Annotated in this window: 13 protein-coding genes and 1 tRNA gene; 7 read left to right on the top strand and 7 right to left on the bottom strand. The window is 47.3% G+C overall.

Annotated elements, in window-relative coordinates:
- Window positions 1-168: 168 nt before the first annotated feature.
- From ASG24_RS13655 to ASG24_RS13640, 4 genes are all read right to left on the bottom strand, one after another.
- Entirely contained in the window at window positions 169-1,104 is a 936-nt protein-coding gene (locus ASG24_RS13655) for a D-hexose-6-phosphate mutarotase (protein WP_055827035.1), read from the bottom strand.
- A complete protein-coding gene (gene ilvD, locus ASG24_RS13650; RefSeq protein WP_055872202.1) occupies window positions 1,101-2,960 on the bottom strand; it encodes a dihydroxy-acid dehydratase in 1,860 nt (619 codons plus the stop codon). Before ilvD ends, ASG24_RS13655 begins: the two co-directional genes overlap by 4 nt.
- Before the next feature lie 260 nt (window positions 2,961-3,220).
- Complete coding sequence (locus tag ASG24_RS13645) at window positions 3,221-3,400, bottom strand: YbdD/YjiX family protein (protein ID WP_055872201.1); 180 nt, start codon at window positions 3,398-3,400, stop codon at window positions 3,221-3,223.
- Window positions 3,401-3,427: 27 nt separating this feature from the next.
- On the bottom strand, window positions 3,428-5,491 hold the full coding sequence (locus ASG24_RS13640) for a carbon starvation CstA family protein (RefSeq protein WP_055872200.1): 2,064 nt from the start codon (window positions 5,489-5,491) through the stop codon (window positions 3,428-3,430).
- Between the two features lie 252 nt (window positions 5,492-5,743).
- Between ASG24_RS13640 and ASG24_RS13635 the strand changes: the two genes are divergently transcribed.
- Together ASG24_RS13635 and ASG24_RS13630 are read left to right on the top strand one after the other, a co-directional pair.
- Window positions 5,744-5,977, top strand: a complete 234-nt coding sequence (locus tag ASG24_RS13635) for an ANTAR domain-containing protein (RefSeq protein WP_055827046.1) — start codon at window positions 5,744-5,746, stop codon at window positions 5,975-5,977.
- A gap of 163 nt (window positions 5,978-6,140) precedes the next feature.
- Window positions 6,141-6,216, top strand: a tRNA-Val gene (locus ASG24_RS13630).
- Between the two features lie 27 nt (window positions 6,217-6,243).
- Here ASG24_RS13630 and radC read toward each other — a convergent pair.
- Together radC and ASG24_RS13620 are read right to left on the bottom strand one after the other, a co-directional pair.
- A complete protein-coding gene (gene radC / locus ASG24_RS13625) occupies window positions 6,244-6,918 on the bottom strand; it encodes a DNA repair protein RadC (protein WP_055827049.1) in 675 nt (224 codons plus the stop codon).
- A 19-nt stretch (window positions 6,919-6,937) separates the two neighbouring features.
- Window positions 6,938-7,705 (bottom strand): hypothetical protein, encoded by a 768-nt coding sequence (locus ASG24_RS13620; RefSeq protein WP_055827052.1) that lies wholly within the window; start codon window positions 7,703-7,705, stop codon window positions 6,938-6,940.
- Between the two features lie 97 nt (window positions 7,706-7,802).
- On the opposite strand from ASG24_RS13620, the gene coaBC reads away from it, so the two are divergent.
- The 5 genes from coaBC to rpmG all read left to right on the top strand — a co-directional run bounded on the left by coaBC (window position 7,803) and on the right by rpmG (window position 12,355).
- Window positions 7,803-9,008: a bifunctional phosphopantothenoylcysteine decarboxylase/phosphopantothenate--cysteine ligase CoaBC gene (gene coaBC / locus ASG24_RS13615; protein ID WP_055872199.1), complete on the top strand. Its 1,206-nt coding sequence runs from the start codon at window positions 7,803-7,805 to the stop codon at window positions 9,006-9,008.
- A 108-nt stretch (window positions 9,009-9,116) separates the two neighbouring features.
- Window positions 9,117-11,264 carry a TonB-dependent receptor gene (locus ASG24_RS13610; RefSeq protein ID WP_055872198.1) on the top strand — a complete coding sequence of 716 codons (2,148 nt, stop codon included), beginning with the start codon at window positions 9,117-9,119 and terminating at the stop codon, window positions 11,262-11,264.
- A gap of 118 nt (window positions 11,265-11,382) precedes the next feature.
- Window positions 11,383-11,835, top strand: coding sequence for a dUTP diphosphatase (gene dut, locus ASG24_RS13605; RefSeq protein ID WP_055872197.1), 453 nt, complete (start codon window positions 11,383-11,385; stop codon window positions 11,833-11,835).
- 95 nt (window positions 11,836-11,930) lie between these two features.
- Window positions 11,931-12,167 (top strand): 50S ribosomal protein L28, encoded by a 237-nt coding sequence (rpmB, locus tag ASG24_RS13600; RefSeq protein ID WP_055827066.1) that lies wholly within the window; start codon window positions 11,931-11,933, stop codon window positions 12,165-12,167.
- Between the two features lie 32 nt (window positions 12,168-12,199).
- Window positions 12,200-12,355, top strand: a complete 156-nt coding sequence (gene rpmG, locus ASG24_RS13595; protein ID WP_011478679.1) for a 50S ribosomal protein L33 — start codon at window positions 12,200-12,202, stop codon at window positions 12,353-12,355.
- An 80-nt stretch (window positions 12,356-12,435) separates the two neighbouring features.
- On the opposite strand, the gene ASG24_RS13590 is transcribed toward rpmG, so the two are convergent.
- The gene (locus ASG24_RS13590; protein WP_055827068.1) at window positions 12,436-13,737 is read right to left on the bottom strand and encodes a mechanosensitive ion channel family protein; all 1,302 of its coding nucleotides are present in this window, start codon (window positions 13,735-13,737) and stop codon (window positions 12,436-12,438) included.
- Window positions 13,738-13,744 lie beyond the last annotated feature (7 nt).

Below are 13,744 nucleotides of genomic sequence, written 5' to 3'. Positions count from 1 at the left end.
ATGCAATTTTCATGCATGTGGCATCTTACCTGACCATCAAAATTCCACAAGTATGAAGCTGTGGAAATTTTCAGGCTAATCAAATATTTTCAATTGGATTGGTATTTTGCCAACAGGGGTAAAACGCACGTGCCGTGATTGCGTTGACACGCGCGTATACGAGGAGATTTACAACGTTTCGATGGAGTATTCAGCGCTTAAAATATGTTTGCGGCCAGGATTGATGACGACCATATTATCCAAGGCATTGGTGGTTTCTACACAAATGGTTTTGCGCCATTCGTCACCCACGCCCATATCGCCCATGGAGCCTGCTTTTTCAGCACCCGGGTTCCATACCACAGTGGCATCACTGCCGGATTTTGCGATATGTACAATGCGGTTGAAGCCACTGTCATGGATCGCGCAATCAGAACTGTGATGCACATACACGCGATCATACTCACTACCATCAAAGGCTAATGCATTGTGCTCAACGTTACGTTCGTAATCCAGCAGCTTATCCAGATAGACGCAATCCTGCATGCCGGTGATTTTGATATTTGATATATCGCTGACATTGAAATAGGTATGGAAAGCTTCACTGATGACAAATGGATGCTTAGCCAGATTGGTAGTCGCCAAATCAATACGTAAGCGGCGGCCAATTGTGATCGTCAGTGTCAATTCATATGGATAAGATAATTGGCGCTGCGCTTCTGGCGTTTGCTGCATTTCAAGGATGATGCGTGTGGCGCCGGTTGGCGTCGCATCAATATCCATCACGCGCCATGGAATCACGCGCGCAAAGCCATGCGGGCATAAGGTGCTGTCAGTCGGATGTGCACCAAACCATGGCCAGCAAATAGGGGTGCCACCACGGATAGAACGGCCTTTCACATAGCGCGCATTACTTGAAAGCCACAACACCGGGTCAGCTAAAAACTTAGGTTGCCACTGCATGACATGGGCGCCCTGCAAGGCAATTTTGCCGGTCGCTAACGGGTTATCAATTTCAAGGTATTGCAAACCATTTTCGTCTTGCAGCTGGTTGACGTGCGCATGCAGTTTCAAGCGCTTTGTCATATCGGGTTGACCATGCTCCAATGTTGCGTGTGCGGTCATCTACTGCCCCTTTCTATTTGTGACACATCTCTTACAGCACCTTTAGCGGCGCTGGTACTCATCGCGGCATATGCACGCAATGCCGGCGACACCACTCGCTCGCGGCTGACTGGTTTCCAGGCTTGATGCCCTTTGGCTTCCATCGTGGCACGGCGGTGCGCCATGTCTTCATCACTGATGACCAAATGGATGGTGCGGTTAGGGATGTCGATCTCAATGGTATCGCCTTCCTCCACCAGACCAATTGCGCCACCTTCAGCGGCTTCTGGCGAAGCATGGCCAATACTTAAACCTGAGGTACCGCCTGAAAAACGGCCATCGGTCAGCAAGGCACATGCTTTACCCAGGCCTTTGGATTTCAGGTAAGACGTCGGGTATAACATCTCCTGCATGCCCGGTCCGCCACGCGGGCCTTCATAACGAATCACAACTACATCACCAGCCACTACCTGGTCAGCCAGAATGCTTTCAACCGCATCGTCCTGACTTTCATACACGCGCGCACGGCCGGTAAATTTCAGGATACTGTCATCGACACCGGCGGTTTTCACAATGCAACCATCCAGAGCGATATTGCCATACAGCACGGCCAAACCACCATCTTGCGAATAAGCGTGTTCCTTACTGCGGATACAGCCGTTTTCACGGTCATCATCCAAATCTGGCCACAACATGCTTTGACTGAAGGCAATGGTGGTCGATATACCGCCAGGGGCTGCGCGGTAAAACTTTTTCACCTCTTCATCTTGCGTGGTGACAATATCCCATTTGGCTAACGCTTCACCCATACTTGCACTATGAACGGTGGGTACATCCGTATGGATGACACCGGCACGATTAAGTTCGCCCAGGATGCCCATCACGCCACCGGCTCTATGCACATCTTCCATATGATATTTACTGGTCGCCGGTGCCACTTTAGACACACAAGGTACCTGACGCGAAATGCGGTCAATATCACGCATGGTGAAATCAATCCCTGCCTCGTGCGCTGCTGCCAGCAGATGCAGCACGGTATTGGTAGAGCCACCCATCGCCACATCCAGGCTCATGGCATTCTCAAATGCCTGCATGTTGGCAATATTGCGTGGCAAGACTGAATAGTCATCCTGCTCGTAGTGACGCTTGGCCAGATCCACAATCAGGCGCCCTGCCTGCAAGAATAATTGTTTACGCGCGCCATGCGTTGCCAGCGTTGATCCATTACCAGGTAAACTCAGCCCCAATGCCTCAGTCAGGCAATTCATAGAGTTCGCGGTAAACATGCCGGAACAGGAGCCACAAGTCGGGCAGGCTGAACGTTCAACTTCAGCCACCTCTTCATCACTGACGCGGCTATCTGCCGCTTCCACCATCGCATCGACCAGATCCAGTTTACGTACGTTACCTTGCCAGTTAACTTTGCCGGCTTCCATCGGGCCGCCGGAGACAAATACCACCGGAATATTCAGGCGCAATGCCGCCATCAACATGCCAGGCGTAATCTTGTCGCAGTTTGAGATACACACCAGCGCATCTGCGCAATGTGCATTCACCATATATTCAACGCTATCTGCAATCAAATCGCGGCTAGGCAAACTGTAAAGCATGCCGCTGTGACCCATGGCAATACCGTCATCCACGGCAATGGTGTTGAACTCTTTGGCTACGCCACCCGCTTTTTCAATTTCACGGGCGACTAACTGGCCTAAATCTTTAAGATGGACATGCCCGGGCACAAACTGGGTAAACGAGTTTGAGATAGCGATAATCGGCTTGGAGAAGTCGTCATCTTTCATGCCGGTGGCACGCCAAAGTGCGCGAGCACCAGCCATGTTCCGACCTTGCGTAGTCGTGTGTGAGCGGTATTTAGGCATTTGAAATCTGGAATAATCAGTAAAGTCTTATTTTAACTGAATACGTACTGCGATGCGCGCCTGAAACAGGTTTGTTACATTCGCGTCCAAATAACTTCAGTAGACAAACTTACAAATCATGTTGGGATACAAAGGGCTTAAGGAGATTTAGTTACGAAATATCAATGTAGCGTGAACTGCAAGGCTCGACCTTGAGTATCCTGATTACGTTAATTTTGATAACTTGAAAAAGTATTTAAAGATTAAAAGAATGACTATCTTTAACAACACCTTTTAATGCCTTGCCACTTCTGATCCTGCCATTGCCTGAAAAATTCAGCACGTGATAATGGCGGAGTACTATCAGCCTCCTCAACATGATGCTCGGCATAATGCGCAAGATAACGTTCGTAAACGTCATCCCCTGACAATTGACGGATGCGCTGCCAAATATGTTTCATATGCTTCAAGGGATTATCTCCGTTAGCCTAGAACTTGCCCGCTACATACTTGGTTGGCACATAAGGCGTTTCCGTTGATGGCAACACCGGCTTGCCAGTAAAATAACGCAAGCTCATCACCACTACATCAATAAACACCACCCACAACACCGCTACAAAAAACAGAGTCAGCCAGGCATCTAGTTGTTGATTGAAGATTAATTGCGGCGCGACTGCTGCTTTATCAGGCGGCAATAACCCAGCAGCCAATTTGGCTGCCAAATCATTGGCTGCGGCAAAAAAACCTACCCGCGTATCACTGCTGAATATCTTCTCATAAGCTGCGGTTGTGGTAATTGTAAGCAACCAGACTAAAGGCAAGCCGGTGATCCAGGCTTTGCCGGCTTTGCCCGACTTGATCAGAATACCCGTCCCCACTGACAATGCAATCGCGGCCAGCATCTGATTGGCAATACCAAACAACGGCCACAGGATATTTACTCCGCCATTCGGATCAATCACCCCGATATAGAGGAAATAACCCCAGCCGGCCACCACCAGCGCACTGGTGAAAATCACCGAAGGCGTATAAGAAGTTTCACCCAGTTTGGGGTGCAGATTGCCCAGCATGTCCTGCAACATGAAACGGCCGACGCGGGTACCTGCATCCAGTGTAGTCAGGATAAAAATGGCTTCAAACATAATGGCGAAGTGATACCACAGCGCCAGTAAGTTTTCACCAAACACCGTGCCTAAAATACTGGCCATACCCACAGCGAGGCTAGGCGCACCGCCTGTACGCGCAAACAATGTGCTTTCACCCATGGCACTGGCCAGGTGTTGCATCTGTTCCACCGAAACCTGATAACCCCAGCTGCTGATGGTATTTACAGCGTCGAGCGCTTCTTTACCAACCACGCCAGCAGGGCTGTTAATGGCAAAAAATACACCCGGTTCCAGAATAGTTGCGGCGATCATCGCCATCATCGCCACAAAACTTTCCAGCAACATGGCACCGTAACCTATCATGCGGATATCGCATTCACTAGTGATCAGCTTGGGTGTAGTGCCACTGGCAATTAAGGCGTGAAAACCGGAAATCGCCCCGCAAGCAATCGTAATAAACACAAACGGGAACAGCTTGCCGCCAAAGATAGGGCCTGTGCCATCAATAAAAGGCGTAATGGCAGGCATGCGGATATCCGGGCGCAACCATAAAATCGCAATTGCCAGCATCAGCACGGTACCCAGCTTCATAAAGGTGGATAAATAATCACGCGGCGCCAGCAGTAACCACACCGGCAACACTGCGGCGGCAAAACCATAAGCGATCACACTGAAAGCCAGCGGCAATCCTTCATGGTCAAACAGGGCAGCAAGTACAGGATGATGGTCTACCCAACCGCCCAATACTACTGAACCCAACAACAAAACCACACCAAGCAGCGAAGCTTCCAACACACGCCCTGGCCGCAGGTATCGCATGTAGATACCAACAATCATGGCAATAGGAATCGTTGCCGCCACGGTGGAGGTTCCCCATGGACTGTGTTTCATGGCATTGACCACCACCAGGCCTAACACCGCGATCAAAATAATCATGATCATAAAAGTGCCAAACATTGCTGCCACGCCACCAATGGCACCGATTTCGTCCCTAGCCATCTGCCCAAGGCTGCGACCATTGCGGCGGGTAGAAAGAAACAGTGTCACCATATCCTGCACCGCGCCGCCTAGTACTGCACCAATCAGTATCCATAACGTGCCGGGCAGGTAGCCAAATTGCGCCGCCAGTGTAGGCCCTACCAAAGGGCCAGGGCCGGCAATCGCGGCAAAGTGATGTCCGAATACTACCCAGCGATTGGTCGGCACAAAATCGCGGCCATTATTCAGGAGCTCAGCCGGAGTCGCGCGGGTCGCATCCAGGCTCAGAATACTTGCGGCGATCCAGGCAGCATAAAAACGATAGGCAATGGCATACACGCAGACAGCCGCAGTGATTAGCCACAATACATTCAGCGCCTCTCCTCTCGACAAGGCCACTTGCGCGACGGCAAATACTCCCAGCAACGTCAGCACTGCCCAGCCAGCGCGCCCTAACAAACCCTTCATAGTGTTTACTTTCTTTCTATTTTTAATAGTTTTTATTGGAACTAAACCTTTTAGTCACGATAGAAATAGTCACAATCCGCAGCCTGGTGCAGTCGCACTGCAATAGTGCGAACTTCATCTACAAGGCTTTTATATCTGATTACCAGCATCCGGGCAATATACCTTAACAATCATGCACTTACAAATAATCGTTTAACTGGCATACAGATTGCTAATTCCTTTGGGAATTAAATTTATTTTACTTTTTAAAAAATGAGACCTAATACACCTAACCCTTCGACTGTAGCTGCCGCAGCGCAACATTCTTTGCTGAGCCAGGAAGACCAAAAGGTAGTGGATTCTGCGCGCGATATCCTGATGCGACAGCGCGCCTTGAACGAAGAAGAAGCTTATTCTTTGCTGTCTGAAATGGCTGACAAGCGAAAAACAGGAATGGCGGATATTTCATTGCAATTAATTAATATCACCAAACGATTAACCGTTTAAACTTCTGCGTACAAAAAGCTTCAAGCTTACCCATTACTTTTACTGAAATTCCGACTTTCTGTTTGATACCCACCAGCTAATCTATTCCGACCATTAAAAACTCGCTGGCCCCTCTTGCAAGAACAAAAGGGTTAGGTATAATGCGGCCTTCGTTACAAGGCACGGGTGCTTAGCTCAGTTGGTAGAGCGTCGCCCTTACAAGGCGAATGTCAGCGGTTCGACCCCGTTAGCACCCACCAATCCCCTGCCTTTACAATAGTTTAGATTCAAATCAATCCCCGCTCGCTGAACGAAAATGTGTCCTGACCGGCCACAATGACATGATCCAGCACCTTCACATCCACCAGGTTAAGCGACTCTTTTAAAGTCTGGGTAAGCTGCTGATCCGCGCGACTGGGCGAAGCTGACCCACCGGGATGATTATGACTGAGAATAACAGCAGCCGCATTGAGCTCCAGCGCACGTTTGACAACCTCTCGCGGATACACACTGGTTTGCATGAGACTACCTTCAAACAATGTTTCGTAAGCGATCAAACGGTTTTGCGCATCCAGAAACAGGATGCCGAATACTTCGCGCAACAGATGGGATAACTGTAATTGCAAATAGGCTTTTACTTGTGCGGGAGAACTGAAGCTATCCACTTGCTGCAGTGTTTCACCGAGCGCACGCTTACTCATTTCCAGCACTGCCTGTAACTGGCAATATTTGCTTTCACCCATACCATGCACTTGCTGCACTTCATCCATACTGGCGGAGAAAATCCCATTCAGACTTTTGAAATGCTGCAACAGATCACGCGCCAAATCGACGGCGGTTTTACCGACCACGCCTACCCGTAAAAAGATTGCTAATAGCTCGGCGTCTGAAAGTGCGACTGCACCTGCCCGCAATAATTTTTCGCGTGGTCGCTCTTGTTCAGGCCAGTCTGTGATTGCCATCGCTCATCCTCGTATAAGCTTATTTTGCCCAGCCTATCTCTCGCGAGGTTGGCCGACCAATTATTGTCTCGTCCAGATTCCTCGCCATACGCGCCCGGTCTGGTGAAAGCGGGATTTTCCCCGCCATTATTTCGGCTATCTTTTGTGGATAAAGCGGTTGCATATAAGGCTCGGCATAACCTTGCGGTAACAAAGGTGCATTGGTGTTCAAGTCATATTTATCTGTTGCACTTAAGGTGTGCAGCAACTCATGGGCGATCACCACCGTATTTCCCGCATGCTGATCACGGGCCGCGAACAAATTGACGCGACCAATCTGACCTTTTTGTAGCGCGGTTGAGTGTAATAGACGCGTGTGATTTTTCGCATCGTGGTACAGCAGGTATAACTTGATATCAATGGGCACCCCTACGCCAGGCTTATGTTGCCAGGCAAACCAGCGAAATTTAAGACTCCAGAGAATAATCTCCAGCCGATTTGCATTGAGGGCTGGTGGCGCTGGCGGTATTTCCGTGATGCTGGGGCCGAGATGAAAAACAATAGGCCGCGGTAATGGCAACTGATACCGGCGTGCTTCGCGAGAAAAATACTGCTCTAAAACCTCAAAATCTTTTTCCTGCAAAGCCGCTATGTAGGTCTCAACTTCCGAAGATGCGTCTGCGTTGACCGGATATAAGGCCACATGCAGAGGCTTATGCCACTGTAATGCCTGATATTCATTCCAAACCTGCATAAGTGCAATCAACACCACTAAAACCCAGAAAAAAATCCGTATCTTTTTCAGCATCTACTTAACCTCTGTGATTGCCATATCTTAACATGTTTAAAGATGCGTTTATCTGGCCTGATTTCAAATGTACACGCTTTACAGTTAAAATACTGCCATGAATAGCGCTCACCTACAGCACGATTATTTACAGTCACGTCATATACTGCTGGGCGTCACCGGAGGCATTGCCGCTTACAAAACAGCTGAACTCATCCGCCTGCTAATCAAGCAAGGTCATACTGTGCAAGTGGTGATGACAGAAGCTGCTACTCACTTCATCACGCCAACCACCTTGCAGGCGCTGTCCGGCAATCCGGTATTTATTGATAGCTGGGATTCCAGCATTGCAAATGCAATGCCGCATATTGAACTGAGTCGACAAGCAGATGCCATTCTGGTTGCACCAGCCAGTGCTGATTTTATTGCCAAGCTTGCGCATGGATTCGCTAATGATTTGCTGTCAACATTATGCCTGGCACGTGAGTGCCCACTCCTGGTTGCACCGGCCATGAATAGGCAAATGTGGGAAAATGCTAGCACTCAACGCAATATTGCGCAGTTACTCAAAGATCAGGTAACAGTATTGGGGCCAGATAGTGGCGAACAAGCATGTGGTGAAGTCGGTCAAGGCAGGATGCTGGAGCCTGAAATTTTACTCGAAGGCTTGCAAACACATTTCACGCCTAAGCTTCTGGCAGGCAAGAAAATACTCATTACAGCCGGCGCCACCATGGAAATGCTGGATCCGGTACGTGGCATTACCAATATCAGTAGCGGAAAAATGGGTTATGCTTTGGCGAAAGTTGCCACGCAAATGGGCGCTGAAGTGACATTAGTCTATGGGCATGCAACTGCTGCCAGACCGCAAGTCAGCCATGCAAGTTATGCCGGCACCGCCAGCGAGATGTATCAAAGCGTCATGAGACAGATCGTAAATCAGGATGTTTTTATCGCGGTCGCTGCCGTGGCTGATTACAGCCCACTGACTCCAGCAGACCAGAAAATTAAAAAAAGTGAGGATACACTCACAATTCAACTTAAGAAGAACAAGGATATTCTCGCCGACGTCGCATCACTACCAAACCCACCTTACTGTGTTGGCTTTGCCGCCGAAACCGAGCATGTACTTGAGCATGCCAAACAGAAACGGCTGGCGAAAAAGATACCAATGATCGTAGCAAACCAGGCCCGTCAGGCTTTAGGTAGTGACCATAACAGCGTTACCATCATCGATGAGACTGGTGAGTACCCCCTGAATATATCCGACAAAACTACCATTGCAGCCAACATTCTCACTCACCTTAAGCATCAACTAAAATAATCTGCTTTAAAAGCATTACCTCTCAGTATTTTCATGAAAATACTGAGAGGTTCAACCTGACAAACAGCTTACAATCGCGCCATTTAATCCCCTTTGTATTGAGTAATTATGCGTGCTTTTGTATTTCGTTTGACGCCGGCTTGCCTGGCAATCTCATCCGCCTTTGGTGGCTTATCTGTAGCGGAGGCTGAAGAAGAAAAAACTTTGACGCTTTCACCTGTTGTAGTGACTGCCACCCGTCAGGCGCAAAATAGCTTTGATCTACCAGTAGCTATTGATGTCGTAAGTGAGAAAGACATTAAAGACGGGCAATTGCAAATGCAATTATCCGAAAGTTTGATTCGCGTGCCCGGCATTACTGCGCAAAACCGGACACAGCAATCACAGGATCCACAAATCTCCAGCCGAGGTTTTGGCTCACGCTCATCATTTGGAGTACGTGGTGTACGTGTTTACGTTGATGGCATCCCACTCACCATGCCTGATGGTCAGGGTCAGCCCGGCGTGATTGATCTTTCAGCAATCAAAAGCATAGAAGTCATGCGCGGACCATTTTCATCACTTTATGGCAACTCCTCTGGCGGTGTCATTCAAATGTTTACAGCCGACGCACCAGCCACTCCGACAATTGGAGCCACTACCATGTTTGGTAGTTACGATACGAAACGCAATATACTTGAAGCAGCAGGCCAGTTAGAGAGCTTAGAGTACTCATTGAATGTATCAAATTTTGAATCCGATGGATATCGCACGAATAGTAGTAGCAACAAGCAAATGGCGACTGCTAAATTCCGATTTAAACTAAATGAAGATACAAGAGTCACAACACTGATCAACTGGTTTGACCAGGAAGCACAGGATCCGCTGGGATTAAATAGAGCAAGAGCTTTCGCCAGTGCAACAAGAGACAAAGTAGTACCAGCAGCATTATTTGCTAATACCAGTGTAAAACGTGACCATACACAAGTTGGTTTTAACATTGAGCATGCGCTGAATGAAAATAATAAAATCAGTTTTATTCCTTATGTCGGCACACGTCGAAATGCTCAAATATTAACGACTACAGCAACTGCCACAACTTTAGGGGCAACTAACGCCCGATTGAGTGAAATAGAACGTGAATTTTATGGCGCGGATTTGAGATGGGATAACTTTGGGAATCTGGGATCTTTACCTTACCAAATCACCTTGGGACTCACTTACGGAAAATCTACCGATGACCGTAGAGATACAAATGTTTTGGCTTCAGGGGCACCGGCCAACGTTCAAAATAGACTCGAACAAAATATATCATCCAACTTTGATCAATATATTCAGGGGAAACTTAGCATCACCCCAACTATTGATTTGCATGCGGGTGCGCGACACACGAAAGTTAAACTCGAAGTACAGGATGACTTCACTACTGGTGCTGGATCAAATGGTAACAACAGTGGCTCTGCTGAATATCAAAAAACTACTCCGGTTATCGGCCTAATTTGGAAAGCTACTGAAACATTAAATCTTTACGCAAACTTCGGCAAAGGCTTTGAAACACCCACCTTTATTGAAGCTGCCTTCGACAATGTTACCGGAGGCGTTGCTAGCAGACCCAATCTTGCGCTTAAAGCTGCTGAGAGCCGCAACTTTGAGCTGGGAGCAAAAGCTTTTATTACGGACAATATCAGAGCAAACCTAACCCTGTTCAAAGTTGATACTGATAACGAAATCGTTACCCGCCAGACCGTTTCCGGCCGCTCCAGCTATCAAAATGCAGGTCAAACAAAACGTACAGGTGTAGAAGCTTCGGTAGACGCAAACCTTGATAATAATTTTACTGTTTTCGCATCGTATACTTTGCTGAATGCAAAATTTGAAGATCCCTTTGTTACTGTCATAAATGCAGCCGGAGCTACTGGAATAGTTAACTCAGGCAACAGAATTCCTGGCACTTACAAATCACAAGTTTATGGTGAAGTCGCTTGGAGATATCCAGCGCTTGGTTTCTTCTCTGCTTTAGAAGCTAGACATAATAGTGAGGTTTATGTGAATGATATTAATATAGACAAAGCTCCGTCATATACTATTTACAATATCAGGGCAGGTCTCGAGCAGAATTTAACCAATTGGAGATTCAAAGAGTTTATCCGTTTGGAAAACATCACGGATAAAGACTATATAGGCTCAGTACGAGTGAATGATGGTAATAGTTTATTCTTTGAACCCGCAGCAGGCCGTAATTACTTGTTAGGATTAAGCGCTCAATATAAATTCTAGCCAGCAATACTAAAAAAGCCAGCACTCGCTGGCTTTTTTAGTGTGAGCTAGCTATCGCGCTTAGTGATTTTCATCGTTATTTGGTGTTTAATAGCGCAATCTTTTTGGAGCAGGCATTATGTCGATTACCGTAGACCTCAAAATTCTTGACCCTCGCTTGCATCACATGATGCCGACCTATGCTACGCCTGGCTCGGCAGGGCTGGATTTGCGTGCCTGTATCGAGCATACACAAACCATACAGCCCGGTGAAACTATTATGATTCCTACTGGCATGGCGATTCATATTGACAATGCGTACTATGCGGCACTGATTTTGCCACGCTCCGGCTTAGGCCATAAACACGGCATCGTACTCGGCAACTTGGTAGGATTGATTGATTCAGATTATCAGGGACAGTTGCTGGTTTCTTGTTGGAACCGTGGTAAAGAAGCGTTTATTTTGAATCCTTTAGAACGTATTGCGCAGATGGTGATTGTGCCGGTAGTGCAGGCAGATTTTCATACTGTGGATGAATTTACATCGAGTGAACGCGGTGAAGGCGGCTTTGGCAGTACCGGAAAACATTAATCGCTAATTAAAGCATAACAATTGCTTGATTTAGGATTGCTTTTCATTCTATAATCTCGCTCTTTCTGAAAAAGATAAAGTATTTGGAGATAACCATGGCACGTGTATGTCAGGTAACAGGCAAAAAGCCTATGGTGGGTAACAATGTTTCTCACGCACAAAACAAAACAAAACGCCGCTTCTTGCCTAACTTGCAAAACCGTAAGTTTTGGGTTGAGAGCGAAAATCGTTGGGTAAAAATGCGCATTACTAACGCTGCTTTGCGTACTATCGACAAAAATGGTATCGACGCTGTGTTGGCTGATTTACGTGCAGCTGGCGAAAAAATCTAACTCGCGACATTTAGTCTGCAAAGGATATTATCATGCGTGAAAAAATCAAATTGGAATCAAGTGCTGGTACAGGTCATTTCTATACCACTACTAAAAACAAACGTACTATGCCTGAGAAAATGGAAATCAAAAAATTTGATCCAGTTGCTCGCAAGCATGTACTGTACAAAGAAACTAAATTGAAATAATTTATTTTTTACCGTCTTAAATAAAAAAGCCTGCATTAGCAGGCTTTTTTATTGGTTGAACTAACTATTTAATTATCATTTTACGCATCAGCTTGAGGCGTATTTAACGCAGCCTGGCCTGAAATAATGCGCACCTCCTGCTGAGGGTATGGGATGTGGATATTATTCTCTTTAAAACGCTGCCAGATCTCATAGTAAATATCGCTTTGCAGTCTTGCAGTTGCCTCTTCAGGATTGAGCACCCATACAGCCAGCAATAAATCTATGCCGTACTGTCCGAATGATTTGATAGTCACATCTACTGCATTGTCATCCAGGATTGTCCTCTCATGCGTCTTACCAACTTCTTTTAATAATTGCATGGCCAGGTCCAGATCACTTCCATAGGATATCTGGACTTGAACAGGCACTTTTGCCTTATGTGCAGCAGTCGTGTGGTTGATGACCACATCAGTAATCATCATTTCGTTCGGGACAATGATTTCAGTGCCATCCTGCTTGCGCAAGACCATATAGCGCGAGCGTAACTCCTTTACGATACCGTAATGACTGCTGATGGTGATGATATCCCCGAGATGAAGTGACTTGTCCATCAGGATGATAAAGCCGCTGACGTAATTGCTGGCAATTTTCTGCAAGCCAAAACCAAGGCCAACACCCAAGGCCCCACCAAATACCGATAGCATGGTGATATCTATACCCACGGCTGCCATGGACATCAGCAATGCAATCACCACGGCCACCATACGCACCAGCTTGACCATGATCACGCGCCAGTTGCTGTTAATATCTGTTGAGGCCATCAGGCGCAGCTCAATCATGCGGCTGAGCCACAAAGCCACCAGCATGGTGACTACAATGGTCAATGCGCCTTGGATCAATAACAGCAAGTTAAGCTTTTGTTTGCCGGCACTGAACTGCACATCTTCCAGCACTTGTAATGCTGGCGCCAGAAAGCCGCTAATGTGCAATGCAACGATTACCCATACAGTCCAGGTGATGACGCGCTCAAACGAATGCAACCATGCACTGGGAGAGAACACATAGCGAAGTATGTACACCACACTGCGAATAATCACCATTGCAAGCAGCATTCGCGCACCCAACTTCAGCAGGCCGACATGCATCCATTGCTGCAATACGAGGCGTGAGGTCAACATTAACAGGAAGGCAACGAAAGGAAAAAATAATCGCTCTATGCCGCCTAGCAGCATTTTGTAGACTACATTGACCCTTCCTGCCTGGATCTGCTTGCTTAGATGCAGATTCAGCAAACCGCTCACGGTCAGAATGACGCCGATGACCAGCAATTGCCAGAGAGCCGAAACAGTACTTAAATCCTGAACAATTTCTTTCCAGAGAATATTAATATCGTTATCCATTGTTATC

The sequence above is a fragment of the Methylophilus sp. Leaf414 genome (assembly GCF_001425425.1).
GTDB lineage: Bacteria > Pseudomonadota > Gammaproteobacteria > Burkholderiales > Methylophilaceae > Methylophilus.
This window is presented reverse-complemented; position numbering and strand designations above follow the sequence as displayed.